Below are 15,727 nucleotides of genomic sequence, written 5' to 3' on the forward strand. Positions count from 1 at the left end.
CATCAAGTCTCGAGCCGAGCGCGACCCTCTACCATCGCTACCCGCCAGCTATTGAGCGCGCTGCGCCAGAGGTTCACGGTGCTGACGCTCTGCGGTGTGGCGCTGTGGCAAGCTCCTCGCCCAACGGGGCGAATTCGATGTCAAGCAGGTCGATCGATCCGCGCCCCGAGTAGCTAAAAGTCAGTTCTCCAACCCCGGCCCGCTCGACTCTGACAGCTCGCCGAGTCCAGTCTGTGGACGGGCCGATCGATACTGTGCTGACTGCCTCGTTGTCGATCGACACGAGGAGGCCACCAGTCCCGTTTCCCCGCGTTCGGATGGAAAGCTCGGTCGGCCCATCGAACCGGAAACGCTTGTATCCGATGACTGTTCCCGACGTGATGTCTCCCACGAAACGATCGACATCGTCGCTTGAAATGGTGGGCACTGATCTCCACCGTGCCGGGCCGTGGGGCATGCGTCCTTTGCGGAGCGAACTGCAGATCATCGCCGAGTAGCGCCCGTCGGCCAGCAGAGGACCGTCATGGAACCCAGTACTGGTGATCTCAACCTGCGGGACAGAACCGTCGGGCAGGATGGTGATGGGCTCCACGCAGGCCTGACGGCTCCAGCGAGATCCGTGCGTATTGCGGTGATAGAACACGAACCATTGCGAGCCGAGCTGTTCGATGCTGCCGTGGTTCGTTCCGGTTTGGTTGACGCGATCTTCTGGCTTCCGCCCTTCGAACACGACGTCGCCGTTCGAGACAATCGTTCCTCGATACACGAAGCCACGGTCGGGAAATTCACTCGTGGCATAACACAGCTCGTGGGACTTGATCGATGAGTACACGAAGTAGTACGTCGAGCCAATCTTTCTGATGGAGCTGGCCTCCCAGAAGGAGTGCCCTTCAAACTCGGTGCCCTTTGTCTTGGTGGGGATGATGCGTTGTGGAATGTTGGTCACGGTCAGCATGTCATCGGCGAGTTCGACAGCCATTGCGCCGAAGATGCTGTCGACGGCCTTGATCCGCGCCCGACTCTTGCCGAAGATCTTTGTCTGGATCGGGTATGTCAGAGGGCGCAGCCACGCGGGCAGGTCATCGAATGGGTAGCATGCGCCGTAGTAGAGGCGAATCTGTCCGTCGTCGTTGATGACGGCCGGGTCGAAGAGCACGTGCTCGTCGTAGACAGTGCCATCAGCATTTCGGATGTTGCCCAGGTACTCGTATTGTCCGTCGGGGGCGTCCGAGACGGCCACGCTGATGGGCCCCGAATACCCGCCGCTACCCTTGGGGCCGGCCAGACTGTAATACAGGTAGTACCGGCCGTCGTTTCCGCGCACCACGTCGGGGGCGAACAGGTACGGCCGGCGGTTCGAGTATCCGGGATCCTGCTGCGCCCGATAGTTGACGCCGTTGTTGGTCCAGTTGGAGAGGTCATCGATCGGGGCAGAGTAGAAGACGTAGTCCAACGGGCAATAGGTGTCGCCGCCTTCTTCGTCATGGGATCCGAAGAGATACACCCGATCACCGAAGACGTGCGGCTCCCCGTCCGGGATGTATTCATCCAGCGGTAGAAACGGATTCACCGGAACACTCACTGCACTCATCGCGTTTAGCTCTTTTCAGGGTCGTGGCTCGCGAGCCAGTCGATGATGGTTTCGAAGCCGATGTCGTACGCGCTCCTACCCGGCCGATCGAGGAAGCCGTGCCGGGACCGCGGAACGACCTGGTGGCGCGTGTGTACCCCGGCGGATGTCAACTCGTCGCGGAACTTCTCGCCGGAACTGCGCAGCGAGTCGCGGTCGGCGTCGAGGAGCAAGGTGGGCGGGAACCCGGTCACGTCGGCATTGCCGGGGAACGCGTATGGGTCAGTGAGCGCCGCGTGGGAGCCGGCATAGTTGAGATTCATTCGGTCGACGGTCGACGGTCGGAACTGCGTGATGCCGTGCCAGCCGCGAATACGCCGACGGAGTGCGGGAGAAACCTCAGGAAGGGCGGAATGGAAGGTTCCGTAAGCCAGGGCGAGCGCATCCGGACGAAATCCTCCGCTGTCACGATTTCGGAGCACAGTCGCCGCGGCGAGTGCGGCTCCGGCGCTGGCGCCACCAAGGACGACGTGGGGCGCACGATTCGCTATCCACTGCAACGCGGCCGAGACGTCGTCTAATGCGGCTGGGTAGCGAGTGCCCGGTTTCAGGTCGCGTTCCGCGAGCGGTTTGAGCCAGTTGACGGCAGGCGCCAACCGATAGTCGACCGTAATCACCGGGCGCCCAGTCGCAGCGATGCCGAGGGCGACAGCATGCGATTCGTTCTGATCAAGGCCGCCACCGATGAACGCGCCGCCGTGAACCCACAGCAACGGGGCCATGCTTTCGGCGGATCCCAGACGGGGCCCGTACTGGCGTGTGCGAACGCTCGGGCCGCCCAGTCCCGGCACCGAAACGTCGCGATATGCGACGAGACGTTCGTGGCGTGCGAGCCACTCCCTCGAATTCACTACAGCGACGCCGGCACTGTAGGTGCCGTGGACAACCGCATCAGCTGCTCCAGCGTCGCGGTCGGGATCGCGCCCTGCGTGAACGCGAGGAACTGCTGCATCGGCATGGATTCCACCATCTTCAACTGGTCCGGATTCTCCGCCGCCTGCTGCGCCTGCTCCTCAGTCATGCCCGCCGCCATCCCCTGCATCAGCAGCGGTCCGACGATCGGATGCCCGAACCAGTCCCCCACCGTTGAACTCAGCGTCAGCTCACGCACGATCGAATCGCCGGCTAGTGTGATCGCCTGTTCACGCAACACGGTGGAGGCATCCGCTCCCACCTGTACAAGGTATTCACCAGCTGGAACCACCCAACGGCCCACTTCGACGTCCCAGTGCGCGAATGCGCGGCGATCCAGGAGGAGGGAAACGGTCGTCGACTCCCCCGGTTGGAGCGAAACTTTCGCAAAACCACGCAGTTCACGCACAGGGCGACGTACCGGTGCGGCACCGCCGGCGACGTACAGCTGAACGACGTGCTTGCCGGCACGGTCTCCGGTGTTCGTTACCGTCACCGACACCTCAACCTCAGCATCCCCGACGGGTTGGATGCAGAGGTCATCGGTGCTGAAGCTGGTATAGCTCAGGCCGTGGCCGAAGGGGTAGCGCACAGGCACGCCCGCCGTGGTGTAGTAGCGGTAGCCGACAAAGACGCCCTCGCCGTAACGGACGTGACCGTGTTCGCCAGGAAAGTTGAGCCAGCTCGGGTTGTCTTCCAGGCGCACCGGGATGCTCTCGGCGAGATGTCCCGACGGATTCACGTGCCCGAATAGCACGTCGGAGAGCGCGGAGCCGCCCGCTTGGCCGAGGAGCCAACCCTCGACGATGGCGTCCACCCGATCGTGCCATCCCTCGAGGGAGACGACACCACCGTTGGACAACACGACAACGGTGCGCGGGGCGACCTCGGCGACAGCCTGGATCAGGTCGATTTGATTCTGTGGGAGGGCAAGCGTGTCGCGGTCGAAGCCTTCGGATTCGTCGCTGTCGCTCAGCCCGACGAACACGATGGCGATGTCGGCGCGGCCGGCCACCTCGGTCGCCGCCTCGATGAGCGCCGCGTCGCCGAATCCGTCGAGAGAGAACCCGTGTGCATGCTCGACGGTGACACCATCGGTCCAGGCTTGGTCGCGGATGGCGTCGAGTGCAACGTCGACCTTGGTCGGGTTGATGTGGGAGCTTCCCCCGCCTTGGAAGCGGGGCTCTGTCGCGAACGCACCGATCACAGCGAGCCGCGTGTTCGCCTTCACCGGGAGGGTGTCGGCATCGTTCTTGAGCAGAACGATGGAGTCGGCCGCCAGTTCGCGGGCCAGGGCGTGATGGCCATCAACGTCGAGATCATCGGTGGCGTCGTGCGGGAGCTCCGTGAGCGCGAGCACGCGGCGCACAGCGTCATCCACGAGAGCTTCGTCGAGGACACCGGAACGCACGGCATCCACAATCTGCCGATCGGTCGCTCCGCCGCTGCCCGGCATCTCAAGGTCCATGCCAGCGGCGACGCCGGCAACACGGTCACTGACCGCGCCCCAGTCGGAGACGACTGCGCCCGCGAATCCCCAGTCAGTGCGGAGCACGTCGGTGAGAAGCCAGCCGTTCTGTGACGCGTAAATTCCATTGATCTTGTTGTACGAGCACATCACCGTCGCGGGCTTTGCTTCGATAACGACGCGTTCGAAGGCGGGCAGATAGATCTCGCGAAGTGTGCGTTCGTCGACGTCAGCGCTGATCCGCATCCGCTCGTGTTCCTGGTTGTTGGCGGCGAAGTGTTTCACCGATGCGCCAACGCCGGTCTGTTGCATGCCTCTGACGTGGGCCGCGCCGAGCACGCCGGACAAGTAGGGGTCTTCGGAGTAGTACTCAAAGTTTCGTCCGCACAGCGGGCTCCGTTTGATGTTGACACCGGGTCCGAGGATCACGGTCACCCCGAACGCGCGTCCTTCCCGACCAACTGCCGCGCCGACGCGTGCCGCGAGCTCGGGGTCCCAGCTGCTGCCGACGGCCACGGCGGGCGGGAAGCACGTCGACGGGAGGCTTTCGTTGATTCCGAGGTGATCCGCGTCGCCGGCTTGGCGCCGCACACCGTGAGGCCCGTCCGTCAGAACAACCGACGGGATCCCTGCTTCGGGGATCGCCTTGGTTGACCAGAAATCGTGGCCGGAAAGCAGGGAAGCCTTCTGCTCGAGGGTCAGAGTTGAGATGTCAACGGTCATGGTCAGGCTCCTTGTGAGGCGGCCTCGAGAGCCACGGTGAGGTCAGATCGAAGTTGCTCGCTGGCGCCCGGAACAAAGTCGAGCATGGTGCGCACGGACATGGCGGCGGCTTCGGGTGCGCTGCCGTCCAATGGGACACCGGGATAGTGGGCGGAAAAGGCCTCGGTGAACAGCTTCCAGGCGAGCGCATCGTCAGCGATCTGGCGCAGCGTGGAATCGAGACTGTAGCTGCGTCGTTCGGCGGCGCCCTCCGCGAGTGCGTACTCCCAGAAATGTTCGCCGGCTCCAACCATGATGGCGGAGTCACCCTCGGGGTGCAGTGGCAGCACAACCTCCGCCTCCACCCCCTCCGGTACGACGACCCCTACGGACACGGCCCCGTTCTCGAGGGCCCAAGCGATGCTGATCGCGCCGTGACGAGTGTCGTGGCGCAGGGTCGCTGATGTCAGCCCGCCGCCCGGCTGAGGCGCGATGCGCACCCGTCGGTAGCCGGGTTCAAGCGCACTCAAGCCACCGATGGTGCGGTGCATCCAGTCCACAACGGCGCCGAGCGCGTAGTGGTTCAGCGATGTCATCCCCGACGGGTTAATGCTGCCGTCTGGCCGGATGGAATCCCACCGTTCCCAGATCGTCGTCGCGCCCATGGTGACCGGATACAGGAAGGACGGGCATCCGGTTTCGAGAAGCAACAGGTACGCCTCGTCCAGGTGGCCGGTGCTGGAGAGTGCGTCGGTGACTAGCGGCGTGCCCGCGAACCCGGTGGAGATGCGGTAGCCGGCCTTCGCGACCAAGGCGGCGAGCCGATCTCCGGCCTTGCGCTTCTGGCGCTCGTCGAGAATGTCGAAGGTGATGGCGAGGGCATAAGCGGTCGCCGTCTCGTTGACGACGCGCCCCTGGGCGCTCACGTACTCGTTGACGAAAGCCGTGCGCACTCGTTCGGCCAGGGCGCCGAATTCCCGGCTGTCGTCTTCGTGGCCGAGGATGCGAGCCGTGTCGGCCATCTCTCGCGTGGTCTTGCACAGGTACGCCGCGGCGACGAGGTGCCGGTCAGTCTTTCCACCGGCGGGGTTGTCCATGGGGCATCAGGGTCAAGCCAGTCCCCGTACTGGAATCCGGAGCTCCACAGCCCGTCCTCATCCAGCAGCCCGGCGACCTGCCTGATAAACGTGATCATCGAGGTGTACGCATCCGCAAGAATCCCCGGATCGCCGTACTCGCGGTACAACGCCCACGGCAGGCTCACCGCCACGTCGCTCCACAGCGCGGTCGGTGAGGATGGCGTCGAGAGCACATCCGGCACAACCCAGGGCACGAATCCCTTCTCGGCCTGCTCCGCAGCAAGATCGCACAGCCACGATCCGAGCACGCCTCGCACGTCATAGAGGAACGCGGCGGTCGGGGCGAATGCGTTGATGTCCCCGGTCCAGCCGAGCCGTTCGTCCCGTTGCGGGCAGTCGGTTGGTACGCCGACGAAGTTGTCGCGCATCGACCACACTGCGTTGGAGTGCAGTCGATTCAGAAGCTCGTTCGAAGTCTCCAGCCACCCCGTCCGGACCATGTCGCTGTGCACGACGATTGCCCGCACGTCATCTGCCAGCACCTCGCCCGGCCAGCCATCGATTTCGGCATAGCGGAAACCGTGGAAGGTGAATCTCGGCTCGAACGTTTCGGCATCGTCGCCGCGGGCAATGTAGACGTCGGTGGCTTTCGCGGTGCGAATAGTCTCGACATCGATCTCGCCTGCCGTCACGGTTTCGGCGTGCCGGATCGTGATCGTGTCGCCGGATGCGGCGTTCACGGTGAACCGCACCCAGCCCGAGATGTTCTGACCGAAGTCCACGATGGTGCGCCCCGTCGAGCTGCGGCTGATCGAGACGGGCGCCAGCTCCTCGATCCGGCGGATCGGCGGGGCGATGGGCTCGATCAACGATTCCGCCGGCCAGTCCAGGCGCTCGACCGGGTGCCAGCCTGAGGCGTCGAATCCTGCCTCGTTCCAGCCGATCGGATCGAGCCGGGCATCCACGACCTCGCCGTCATAGATGCTCGATGAACGGATAGCCCCTGTTGATACCCGGAAGGAGTCGTCCGTGGTGATGGTTTCGACGCGGTCTGAATACTCGAGTCGAAGTTCTGCCCACAGCGCGGGGCGGTCGCTGTAGTGATTGCGGCGCTCTTCCCAGCCCAGTCGGCCCAGGGCCCACCCTTCGCCGACGATGGCACCGAAGACGTTCTCGCCCGTCGCCACGGTCGTGGTTACGTCATAGGTGCTGACTGCGAGCCGGTGCCGGTAGGAGGTCCAGCCCGGTGCGAGCACCTCCTCCCCGACCCGCTGGCCGTTCAGCCAAGGTTCGACGAGACCAATCGCGGTCACGCGCAGGGTTGCACGCAGTAACCCTGCGGATGCGTCAAAGGCACGGCGGAAGTACGGGGCCGGGTCACCTTCGTGCCCGGCAGGAAAGCTCGGGGTAACAAAGGCTGCTGCGGGTGCAGACATGGTGGTGCTCCTTAGGGCGTGGACGCGAACAGATGAGGCGGATGGAGTCAGCGAACGGACTTGATGCGCAGAACGACCAAACCGCCAGCGAAGACGCACACTGCCGCGACGATGAACAATGCGGTGTAGTTCTTATCCCCGGCGGTTGCTCCGATCGCGAGGAACAGGGGCGCGACGAGCGGTGCGGTCGCCTGCGGAATGGAGGTGGCGAAGCCGGTGATGCCCATGAACCGTCCGGCATCGGTCTCCCGTTCGGGGAGAACGTCGAGCAGCAATGCCTGATCGACCGCGGCGAAGGCGCCGATGCCGGCGGACACGACCAGCGAACCTGCGATGAGGACCGACAGATCCGCGGAGAACGCCATCGTGAGCATGCCGATCGCCATCAGAGATCCCGCGATGACCAGGAAGAGCCGACGGCGACGCAGCTTGTCAGACAGGAAGCCTCCGCCAATCGCACCGATGGTGGTCGCAAGAACGCCCACCCCGCCCAGAAGAGCGATGATTCCGGCCACCTCAGCGACAGGAATACCCAGACGTGAGGCGAAGAAGAACGCCGTGAAGGTCGTGTTGAGGGTGAGTCCGAAGTAGAAGAAGAAGCGACCGAGCCAGTTCCAGGAGAAGTCCGGATACTGACGGGGGTTGTAGAGGTATTTGCCGAGCAGCGAGCGGAGCGTGATCCGCTCCTCAAAGCGATTGCCCCGGCTGTCCTCTTCGCGAACGAAGATGACGAAGAGTGCGACGAGGATGACGCCCACGAGTCCGGGCACGATGAAGAGCAGCAGCGGGTTGCCGGTGAGGCCGGACGCGATCACCACGCCGAACACGGGCGCGATCTGGGTGGCGAAGCCGGTGAGTCCGGCGACCTTGCCGCGCTGGGACTCGGGCAGCCTGTCAGCGGTGGAGATCTGCAGATTGCCCAGAACCTGACCCCAGCCGAGCTGCGCGAGGATCCAGCCGAGGCCGAGGATCAACACGGAGGGAGCAAGCGCCATCACAATGAGCGACGCGACGCCGACGAGCGTGCCGACGATCATGAATGGACGACGACGGCCGAGCCGGGTGCGGGTGCGGTCGCTGGCTACTCCGAGGAACGGGCCGGAGATCATGACGACAAGCGCACCGGCGCCCGTGATGTAGCCGAGGTATTCCTGGTTCTGCGGAGCAAGCTCCTGCACCCGGATGGCAAGGGAAATGGCGATCGGCGTGATGAATGCTATGAAGACGCCGAACTGGGCGAGAACCATCAGCCAGATGTACCGGGCGCCGACCTTGGGCTGGGTGCCGTCGGAATCGGCCGTCTTCTCCAGCGCATCTGGATCGACCGTCACCGTGGGCAGCGGAGAGGGTGCGGGCGTGACAACGAGTTCTTCGCCGTGCGGGTGTGGGTTCATCTGGACTCCATTGTCGGGCTCGAGGTGCAATTACTAGCGCGTGCTAGTGACTAGTCGAGGATGCTACATTAGGCTCACTAGCACGCGCAAGTTAATTGGCGCGACAGAGCAACGGAGACCATGTGGATCAGCCAGATCGGCGCACGACCGCCGCAGACATCGCTCGCTCGCTCGGCATATCTCGCGCAACGGTCGGGTTCGTCCTCAACAACACGCCGGGCCAGACCATCTCGCCGTCAACTCGGAAGCGTGTGCAGGCCGAGGCTCAGCGACTCGGGTACCGACCGCACAGCGCGGCCAGAGCCCTTGCAAGCGGGCGCTCACACCTCGTGCTGCTGGTTCTTCCCGACTGGCCGATCGACTTCAACCTTCGCCGGAACATCGAAGAGGCGTCATTGGCTCTCGATGAGGCAGGATACTCACTGATCACCTACACCCCCACCCGACCGGCCACGCGCGACCACTGTGGGAAACACTGCAACCGGATGTCGTGATGTCGATGACTCAGTTCAGTCCGGAACAGATCGAGTCCATACGGGCGGCGGGTATCTCCAGACTCATTCCGGACCCAGACAGCCACGACGGGGAGTATCTGGAACCCGGACCAGCGCTACAGATCGAGCACCTCTACGGACTCGGGCATCGACGCATCGCGTTTGCCGGCTCCCGCGACCCCCGTGTCGCTGATCTCGTGGAGGCCCGACGAGCTCACGCCAACGACGCAGCAGCGTCACTGGGCATCTCACCGCTTCTCACCGCCGATGTGGACCAACTCTCCACAGGTCTTCCACGTTTGATTCGCGACTGGCTCAGTGATGGCGTCACCGGCGTCGCCGCATACAACGATGACATCGCTGCGACCATTGTCGGGACTGCGCTTCGCATGGGGATCCAGGTGCCGGGTGAACTGTCGGTGATCGGGCACGACGATGCGCCCATCGCTCTGATGTTCGAGCCACAGCTGTCGACCGTGCGGGTGGACATCGTTGGCCTGGGTCGATACTTCGCCGCACTGGCCATCAGTGCGATCAATGGGACCCCGGCGCCCTCTCCAGGGCCTGCAGCCGCTGTTGAAGTTATCGCACGGACCTCCACTTCTCGGGCACAACGCAGCTCGTAGATGCACTCGATCATCACGCGTGCTGAGGTCGGCAGGTGGATGGTTCAGTTTTGAGCGTGTTTCGTCTCCGACTGAGCCTTGACGCCTCCGCGGCGACAGGCCCACTCTTCGCGCACGATCCGGGCTCACTTACGGTGTGACGACCACCTTGCCCCGCGCGCACCCCTCACCGACAGAGGCGAGCGCCTGAGGCACCTCATCGAGAGAGAAGGTGCGGTCGATATGGATGCGAAGGTCGCCAGCTATGCAACGCTCGGCGGCGGGCGTGAACTGTTTCGGCCCCTGCCTGACAATGAGGACGCCCAGCCGGCGCCCGGTGAGCAGGCCGAGCGCAGCTCCGACCGTAGCGACTCCCAGCAGCGTTCGTACGTTTCCGCCGACGCCGAGGTAGCGGCCTCCGCGAGCCAGCGCCCGCCAGTAGGGGAACACGGATCGGTGTGAAACAAGATCGAGCACGAGGTCGTACCGTCCGATCCTGGTGAAGTCCTCGCTGCGATAGTCGACCACCTCGTCGGCGCCGAGCTCCCGCATGAAGTCGAGTTTGCCCGCGTTGTCGACGCCGGTCACGTGCGCCCCGGCGAGCGTGGCGAGCTGAATCGCGAACGAGCCCGCCCCGCCGCCCGCCCCGTTGATCAGCACGCGCTGCCCGCGCCGTGCGAGTGCGATTCCCTGCAGCGCGATCGAGCCCGCCTGAGGCAACGTCGAGGCCTCGGCGAACGTCAGCTCCTCGGGCTTGTGTGCGAGCGCCGCCTCAGGAGCCACCGCGTACTCGGCGAAACCACCCATGAGGCCCAGATTGTCGCCGTACACCTCATCGTCCAGACGGAACCGCGTGACGCCGGAGCCGACGGCTGCGACGCGCCCCGCGATGTCGGAGCCCAGCACCCGGCGTGCCGGGGCGCGCAGGCCCCCGATCCGCGCGTACCCCGGAGATCCGGTCAGCCCCTCCCAGTCCGAGAGGTTGACGGATGTCGCGGCGACCTCAACGAGCACCTGATTCGCGCCCGGCGACGGCACCGGAACGTCTTCGACCCTGAGCACCTCGGGAGGGCCGTACCGGTCGAAGACGACGGCCCTCATGCTGATCGGCCGCCAAGGGCAGGACGCAGGGACCTGGACATGTCGCAAGCTTACGCAGGGCTTCTACGAGACCATCGTGGGCACGGGCGCTGGCGAGTAGGATCCACCCGTGTCGAGAGCACAGGAGGAACGACCGAGGATTCCACCTCGCTGGTTCGTCAGGCTCGCCTGGGGCATCCACCGGGCCATCTACCGAATCACCCGTGGACGAGTCGGATTGTGGCGCCCCAAGCCTCAAGGCTGGGGAACGCTCCACTTGACGACCATCGGGCGGCGCACCGGCGAGGAGCGAGAGGTGATCCTCGGCTACTTCGAAGACGGTCCCAACCTCGTCACGATGGCCATGAACGGTTGGGCGGCCCCGGACCCGGCGTGGTGGCTCAATCTCCAGGCCCAACCAGATGCGAGGGTGGTCGTTCGGGACGGCCCGCGTCTCGTGCACGCTCGCGCCGCGCAGGGCGACGAGCGCGCGCGGCTTTGGGCCAGGTGGCGCGACATCGATACGGGGCTGGACAGCCTTGCGGCGCTTCGATCGGCCGAGACCGCGGTCGTGATCCTGGAGCCACTGGCCGGTCCGAATCGCTGAGCTGGCACGAGCGATCTCACGGCCCGCTAGAAACTGGGACGTGGATAATGTGACGATCGTAGAGACCAGCACGCCGCGGGTGTGGCGCATTGCAGGGACGCACACTTGGCCGTGTGATAGTTGTCTAATGAATTCCACAGTCTCGGCGCGAGTATTTCGTCGCCGCCGATTCGTCGCGGCAGTCACCGCAATCGTCGTTGTCGGATCCGCCGGGTACAGCACGGCTGCGCTCTCCCAGCCGATGCCCACTGTCACCGCCGCGATTACCGTTCCGGTTGTCGAGACCAGCGCTGCATCGCAGATCGCGTGGCCCTCGGTGGGCCGCGGCGCACTGGGTGCTGTCGGCTTCGACGGAGTCTTGAGCTCGAGCGGAGGAGAAGACCCTTTTCCCATCGCAAGCCTCACGAAGGTGATCACGTCGCTCGTTGTGCTGGACCACAAGCCCATCGCCGCTGGCGAGAACGGTCCGAAGATCGACATCACCGACGATGACGTGCAATGGCTCGACGACTCGATCGCAGAGAACGGCTCGTGGGAAGAAGTCGTCTCTGGGTCGGTGCTCACGCAGCGGCAGGTGCTGGAAGCGATGATGCTGCCTTCCGCCAACAACTACAGCAAAACACTCGTGATCTGGGCATTCGGGAGCGTCGACGAGTTCCTCGGGGCCACTCAGACGTGGCTCGACAAGCATGGGCTCACGGGCACCACTCTCACCAATTCGAGTGGGCTCGGGGCATCCAATGTGAGCACCACGAGAGATCTAGTCGAGATCGGAAAGTTGGCGCTCGCGAACCCCGTGCTCGCAAGCGTTGTGTCGGAGAAGACTGCGATCTTGCCGGACATCGGAGAGATCAAGAACCTCAACAGCCTGTTGGGCACGGCGGGTATTACGGGTATGAAAACGGGCACCGACGATGCTTCGGGTTCGTGCATTCTCTTCTCAGCCGTAGTGCCGGTGGGTGACACTACCGTCACGGTGGTCGGCGCGACTCTCGGGGCGGTGAATGCAGGAGAGCGCAACGCAGCGCTCCTCGATGTGCTCGAAAGCGCTCCATCCGCTTTCGAACGGGTGCAGCTCGTCACAGCAGGCGAGCGTGTGGGCTCGTACTCACCCGATTGGATCGGCGGTGAGGAGAAGAGCAGCGATGTCGTGGCTGGCGCCGACGCGTCGGTGCTGGTGTGGAAGGGCACGACCGTTACCGCACAGGCGAAAGCGAAGCCCTTGGAGAACGGCGACACTGGGTCCAAGGTTGGTTCGCTCGAGTTCACGCTCAGCGCGCCGGCGCTGGACCAGCCGGCGTTGATCAGCGTGCCGCTCACTCTCGCCGAAGACATCGCTGCGCCCACGCTCTGGCAACGACTCACCAACCCGGACTTCTAGCAGACAGCTCCGCCGCGAAGCCTGAGGCAGGCATTCGGGCTGACTGAGAATTCTCCTATCGGGAACTGAGTCTGGTGCGGCTCCACATTGTTGCCAACGCCCCATATACGCCAGCCCCGCTCAGCAGAAAAGGCAAGGGTCACGAACATCTTGTCTTCAAGTTCGAGACCTGACTGCCCGACAACCTGTTTCCCTTCCAACGAGACGTCTCCAGAAAGCTTGACGCGCGCGATGTGCGACGCGGGGTAGTCCACCAAGGATGTCGGCTGGTAGTTCGCTAGATCGTCGCGAACTGCGTCCCAGTCAGCCATCGACCAAGCACCAGCTTCTGGTGCAAGCGTTTCATTCACGATCCGATCCACGTCAGCCCCGCTGGGGCTTTCACGGAGGAGATTCTGGAACAGAATCACGAGCGCCATGGGATTGGCGGCGTCCTGTGGATTTCCGAGCTGCGCCGCAACTGATGGATCTTCGGGGGCTACAGGTTCCCATTTTGACTCTGCGCCGGTGATATCTGAAAGCTTGCCCTCTGCATCCCTGAGCCAGCGTCGCCCGGGGGGTCTGAGAGCATCAGCTCCACTCGAGGGCTAAATGTGTCGCCGTGGGCCAACAGCGGAATTGAGATATCAAACTCCAATTCACGTCGAGGCGGGATGACGGGGATCGGCGTTGGGCCGTCAACGGTCCGAGAATGACGCCGCGCCCGACAATCACAGACAGTTTTGCGTCATAGACGGGTTCGTTGCTCTCGTTTACTAGATGAATCACAACGGTGCGGCGATAGGCGGACAAAGATGGATCAGGGGCGTAGGTATCCGACACCCAGGCGGCCACGACACAAGCAAGAGCGCCATATTGGTCCAGGGTTCCCTTCGCCGCAAGCCATACAGCAACAACCGTGGCCGAAACCGGACCGATCGCGGTGAGGATCTCCCAAACGGTGGCATCAAGTTCTATCCGGAGGCTCAGCCCGGAACCCAACAGATACCCCGAAACTATGACTAGCGAAGGCGACTTTGGGATGAACGCCATGCGTAGTCGTCGGGCCATCTACTCGTGTATCGGCGGATCAACTTGGACGGGTTTTGCACGGGATCGCCCTCGGCCCGGTTCGTGCCGACAGGCGCGCTTCCCTGTGTTTACGTGGTAGGGCGGACGGGACTTGAACCCGTGACCGGCGGACTCCATCCGGCACTCCCCCACGAGCTGTAATGTCTCGATTGGCCTCGAGGAAACTCGACCTGACTAGGAACTTCTTGGGTGATAGTCGCTCATCATATCGAGACTTCTCGACTCATATCGGGTCACCTGGATTGAATAAGCGGTGAATAAGCGTGCGCGCATCAAGTCTCCATCAACCAAGCCTCGCCTGTGGCGCGAGAGCTTCCTCGGGCCAAATTCTCTTGGCGTTGATCAGCTGGCTACGAGTCCCCATCGCCGCAGAGGCTGAACTCGGGCGCGACCAGTATCCGCGCGTATGATTGACCCCTCCGCGGTCATTTCTGACCACACTCGTTTTGCCTCCCTCGACGAACCATGCCCCGGCGGCTGAATCGGCGTGAAAGTCGCCCTGTCCCGACGCTGAGCAAATTGGGAAGAACGGCTAGCCGCCCGCGCCGACGGGATGCGAGCGCAGTCGACCTTCATCAGTTCAGAATCCTTGACGCCTCCAACCACCCATCCGCGAGCGGTGCTCCGAGCAGAACTACTACTCTGAACTGACAGATTTCGAGAGCGCTATTTCGGCCTGGCCAAAGCGCTGAGTGCGGTTCGAGGAACCCAAGCCCGTGAATCAACGGTCATACACTCAAGACCAGCACGTGATAGCGGCAGCTTGAGCTTCGCGAGTGCTTTCACCGCCTGGCCGTTCACCTCTGGATCGTTAAGAAGCTCCATCAGAATCTCGCCCGCCTCCGGACGGGTTTAACGTCCCAGCCCCTGCTTCTCTCGCGGATCCCCAGAACGGCGCAATGCTGAGACAAGCATCGGAATCGCTGCACAATACGTCGACCGCGACTCGCTCAGATCAACCAGCGCCCCCTCGCCGCACGGGCTGCGGACTGGGTGCGCCGACCATAGCGAGGAGGGGTCTCCCCCGAGGCTTAGATGCTGACTGCGCGGAAGAGTTTCTGGGTTCCGCGACGGGTGGCTTTCCGCACTGCCCGGATGCTGGGCGCTCTCCAGATCTTTCCCGCATTCCTTTTGATAGTGCGGTAGCGACCGCGGCCGGCGCGGGCACCGAGCGTGTAGGCGGCGAACGTGACGCCGGTGATAAGCAGAATGCGTAGGTATGGCATGAGGCTCCTTGAGGGTGGGTGTGGACTAGGTGAGGCGTCGTTGGTTGTGCGCGAGCTGAGCACGCAGCCCAGAATGGATAGAAATGTAGGTCGGGACGTCGTACCCGGTGAGTGTGGCGAGGTTCGCGACGAGTCGGTCGACGTCCTGCGCGATATCCCGGGGAGAGGTGTTCTGCCGGGGAGTGACGCTGACATGCAGCACTGGTGTTTTGTGGATGGCGTCGGCACTGACGCTGGAGAAAAGAATCTCGTCTCGACGTCCGAGGGAGTGCTTCACCGCGTCGGACATGAAAGCGTCATGCACAATGACCCGGCCCAGCGAGTTCTGCGCACCGAGGGAGCCCAGCGCGGTGTGGGAGCGCTTTCCACCCAGACGAACCAGAGCGACGATCAGCATCGCCAGCAGCAAGACGATGACGGCGAGGGCCGCGATCGCGATCCAGCTGGCCGTGGTGGCGCCGATCCTAGATGCAGCGACCATGTCATCGAGCCAGCTGAGACCCGCTTTCGTCGCCGCTGTCCACCACTCGGCGCCGACGGGCCACACGATCGCGCTGACCAGTGCCACTCCGATGGCGAGGAGGAGCACACCGGTAATGAACAGGACGATTCTATTCAGGGCGCGGTTGGTGTGATTCATCT

At 63.6% G+C, this 15,727-nt stretch carries 13 protein-coding genes and 1 pseudogene; 4 read left to right on the forward strand and 10 right to left on the reverse strand.

Annotated features, from left to right (window positions below; genetic code table 11):
• Nucleotides 1–73: 73 nt before the first annotated feature.
• The 7 genes and pseudogenes from AWU67_RS06775 to AWU67_RS06795 all read right to left on the reverse strand — a co-directional run bounded on the left by AWU67_RS06775 (nucleotide 74) and on the right by AWU67_RS06795 (nucleotide 8,621).
• Nucleotides 74–1,591: a family 43 glycosylhydrolase gene (locus AWU67_RS06775; RefSeq protein ID WP_082716820.1), complete on the reverse strand. Its 1,518-nt coding sequence runs from the start codon at nucleotides 1,589–1,591 to the stop codon at nucleotides 74–76.
• Nucleotides 1,592–1,596: 5 nt separating this feature from the next.
• Nucleotides 1,597–2,352, reverse strand: coding sequence for an alpha/beta hydrolase (locus AWU67_RS06780; protein ID WP_082716821.1), 756 nt, complete (start codon nucleotides 2,350–2,352; stop codon nucleotides 1,597–1,599).
• Nucleotides 2,353–2,480: 128 nt separating this feature from the next.
• On the reverse strand, nucleotides 2,481–4,733 hold the full coding sequence (locus AWU67_RS06785; protein ID WP_067227303.1) for a glycoside hydrolase family 3 C-terminal domain-containing protein: 2,253 nt from the start codon (nucleotides 4,731–4,733) through the stop codon (nucleotides 2,481–2,483).
• A gap of 2 nt (nucleotides 4,734–4,735) precedes the next feature.
• Nucleotides 4,736–5,308, reverse strand: a complete 573-nt coding sequence (locus tag AWU67_RS17975) for an alpha-L-rhamnosidase C-terminal domain-containing protein (RefSeq protein ID WP_335339041.1) — start codon at nucleotides 5,306–5,308, stop codon at nucleotides 4,736–4,738.
• Nucleotides 5,309–5,743: pseudogene (locus tag AWU67_RS17980) on the reverse strand (alpha-L-rhamnosidase); the annotation flags it as partial.
• Nucleotides 5,635–7,227, reverse strand: a complete 1,593-nt coding sequence (locus AWU67_RS17985; protein ID WP_335339037.1) for a family 78 glycoside hydrolase catalytic domain — start codon at nucleotides 7,225–7,227, stop codon at nucleotides 5,635–5,637. The pseudogene AWU67_RS17980 and the gene AWU67_RS17985, both read right to left, overlap by 109 nt.
• A 47-nt stretch (nucleotides 7,228–7,274) precedes the next feature.
• Nucleotides 7,275–8,621: an MFS transporter gene (locus tag AWU67_RS06795; RefSeq protein WP_082716822.1), complete on the reverse strand. Its 1,347-nt coding sequence runs from the start codon at nucleotides 8,619–8,621 to the stop codon at nucleotides 7,275–7,277.
• Between the two features lie 122 nt (nucleotides 8,622–8,743).
• Between AWU67_RS06795 and AWU67_RS17690 the strand changes: the two genes are divergently transcribed.
• Together AWU67_RS17690 and AWU67_RS17695 are read left to right on the forward strand one after the other, a co-directional pair.
• Nucleotides 8,744–9,115, forward strand: a complete 372-nt coding sequence (locus AWU67_RS17690) for a LacI family DNA-binding transcriptional regulator (protein ID WP_234407379.1) — start codon at nucleotides 8,744–8,746, stop codon at nucleotides 9,113–9,115.
• Nucleotides 9,115–9,741, forward strand: coding sequence for a substrate-binding domain-containing protein (locus AWU67_RS17695; RefSeq protein ID WP_234407380.1), 627 nt, complete (start codon nucleotides 9,115–9,117; stop codon nucleotides 9,739–9,741). Before AWU67_RS17690 ends, AWU67_RS17695 begins: the two co-directional genes overlap by 1 nt.
• A 129-nt stretch (nucleotides 9,742–9,870) precedes the next feature.
• Here AWU67_RS17695 and AWU67_RS06805 read toward each other — a convergent pair whose 3' ends face one another.
• Nucleotides 9,871–10,821 (reverse strand): NAD(P)-dependent alcohol dehydrogenase, encoded by a 951-nt coding sequence (locus AWU67_RS06805; RefSeq protein ID WP_067227304.1) that lies wholly within the window; start codon nucleotides 10,819–10,821, stop codon nucleotides 9,871–9,873.
• 109 nt (nucleotides 10,822–10,930) lie between these two features.
• Here AWU67_RS06805 and AWU67_RS06810 point away from each other — a divergent pair, with 109 nt between their 5' ends.
• Both AWU67_RS06810 and AWU67_RS06815 read left to right on the forward strand, forming a co-directional pair.
• Nucleotides 10,931–11,407 carry a nitroreductase/quinone reductase family protein gene (locus AWU67_RS06810; RefSeq protein WP_067227305.1) on the forward strand — a complete coding sequence of 159 codons (477 nt, stop codon included), beginning with the start codon at nucleotides 10,931–10,933 and terminating at the stop codon, nucleotides 11,405–11,407.
• A 40-nt stretch (nucleotides 11,408–11,447) separates the two neighbouring features.
• Nucleotides 11,448–12,788, forward strand: a complete 1,341-nt coding sequence (locus AWU67_RS06815) for a D-alanyl-D-alanine carboxypeptidase family protein (RefSeq protein WP_129586653.1) — start codon at nucleotides 11,448–11,450, stop codon at nucleotides 12,786–12,788.
• Here AWU67_RS06815 and AWU67_RS06820 read toward each other — a convergent pair.
• Together AWU67_RS06820 and AWU67_RS06825 are read right to left on the reverse strand one after the other, a co-directional pair.
• Nucleotides 12,785–13,138, reverse strand: coding sequence for a hypothetical protein (locus AWU67_RS06820; protein ID WP_129586654.1), 354 nt, complete (start codon nucleotides 13,136–13,138; stop codon nucleotides 12,785–12,787). The genes AWU67_RS06815 and AWU67_RS06820 overlap by 4 nt on opposite strands.
• A gap of 1,972 nt (nucleotides 13,139–15,110) precedes the next feature.
• Nucleotides 15,111–15,725 (reverse strand): hypothetical protein, encoded by a 615-nt coding sequence (locus tag AWU67_RS06825; protein ID WP_067227308.1) that lies wholly within the window; start codon nucleotides 15,723–15,725, stop codon nucleotides 15,111–15,113.
• Nucleotides 15,726–15,727: the final 2 nt, after the last annotated feature.

This window comes from Microterricola viridarii, from assembly GCF_001542775.1.
Taxonomy (GTDB): Bacteria; Actinomycetota; Actinomycetes; order Actinomycetales; family Microbacteriaceae; genus Microterricola; species Microterricola viridarii_A.

Coding starts and splice junctions, on each gene's coding strand:
- AWU67_RS06825 (WP_067227308.1), bottom strand. CDS start 15,725: ATGAATCACACCAACCGCGCCCTGAATAGAATCGTCCTGTTCATTACC.
- AWU67_RS17975 (WP_335339041.1), bottom strand. CDS start 5,308: ATGACATCGCTGAACCACTACGCGCTCGGCGCCGTTGTGGACTGGATG.
- AWU67_RS06795 (WP_082716822.1), bottom strand. CDS start 8,621: ATGAACCCACACCCGCACGGCGAAGAACTCGTTGTCACGCCCGCACCC.
- AWU67_RS17985 (WP_335339037.1), bottom strand. CDS start 7,227: ATGTCTGCACCCGCAGCAGCCTTTGTTACCCCGAGCTTTCCTGCCGGG.
- AWU67_RS06785 (WP_067227303.1), bottom strand. CDS start 4,733: ATGACCGTTGACATCTCAACTCTGACCCTCGAGCAGAAGGCTTCCCTG.
- AWU67_RS06805 (WP_067227304.1), bottom strand. CDS start 10,821: ATGAGGGCCGTCGTCTTCGACCGGTACGGCCCTCCCGAGGTGCTCAGG.
- AWU67_RS06780 (WP_082716821.1), bottom strand. CDS start 2,352: ATGGCCCCGTTGCTGTGGGTTCACGGCGGCGCGTTCATCGGTGGCGGC.
- AWU67_RS17695 (WP_234407380.1), top strand. CDS start 9,115: ATGTCGATGACTCAGTTCAGTCCGGAACAGATCGAGTCCATACGGGCG.
- AWU67_RS06775 (WP_082716820.1), bottom strand. CDS start 1,591: ATGAGTGCAGTGAGTGTTCCGGTGAATCCGTTTCTACCGCTGGATGAA.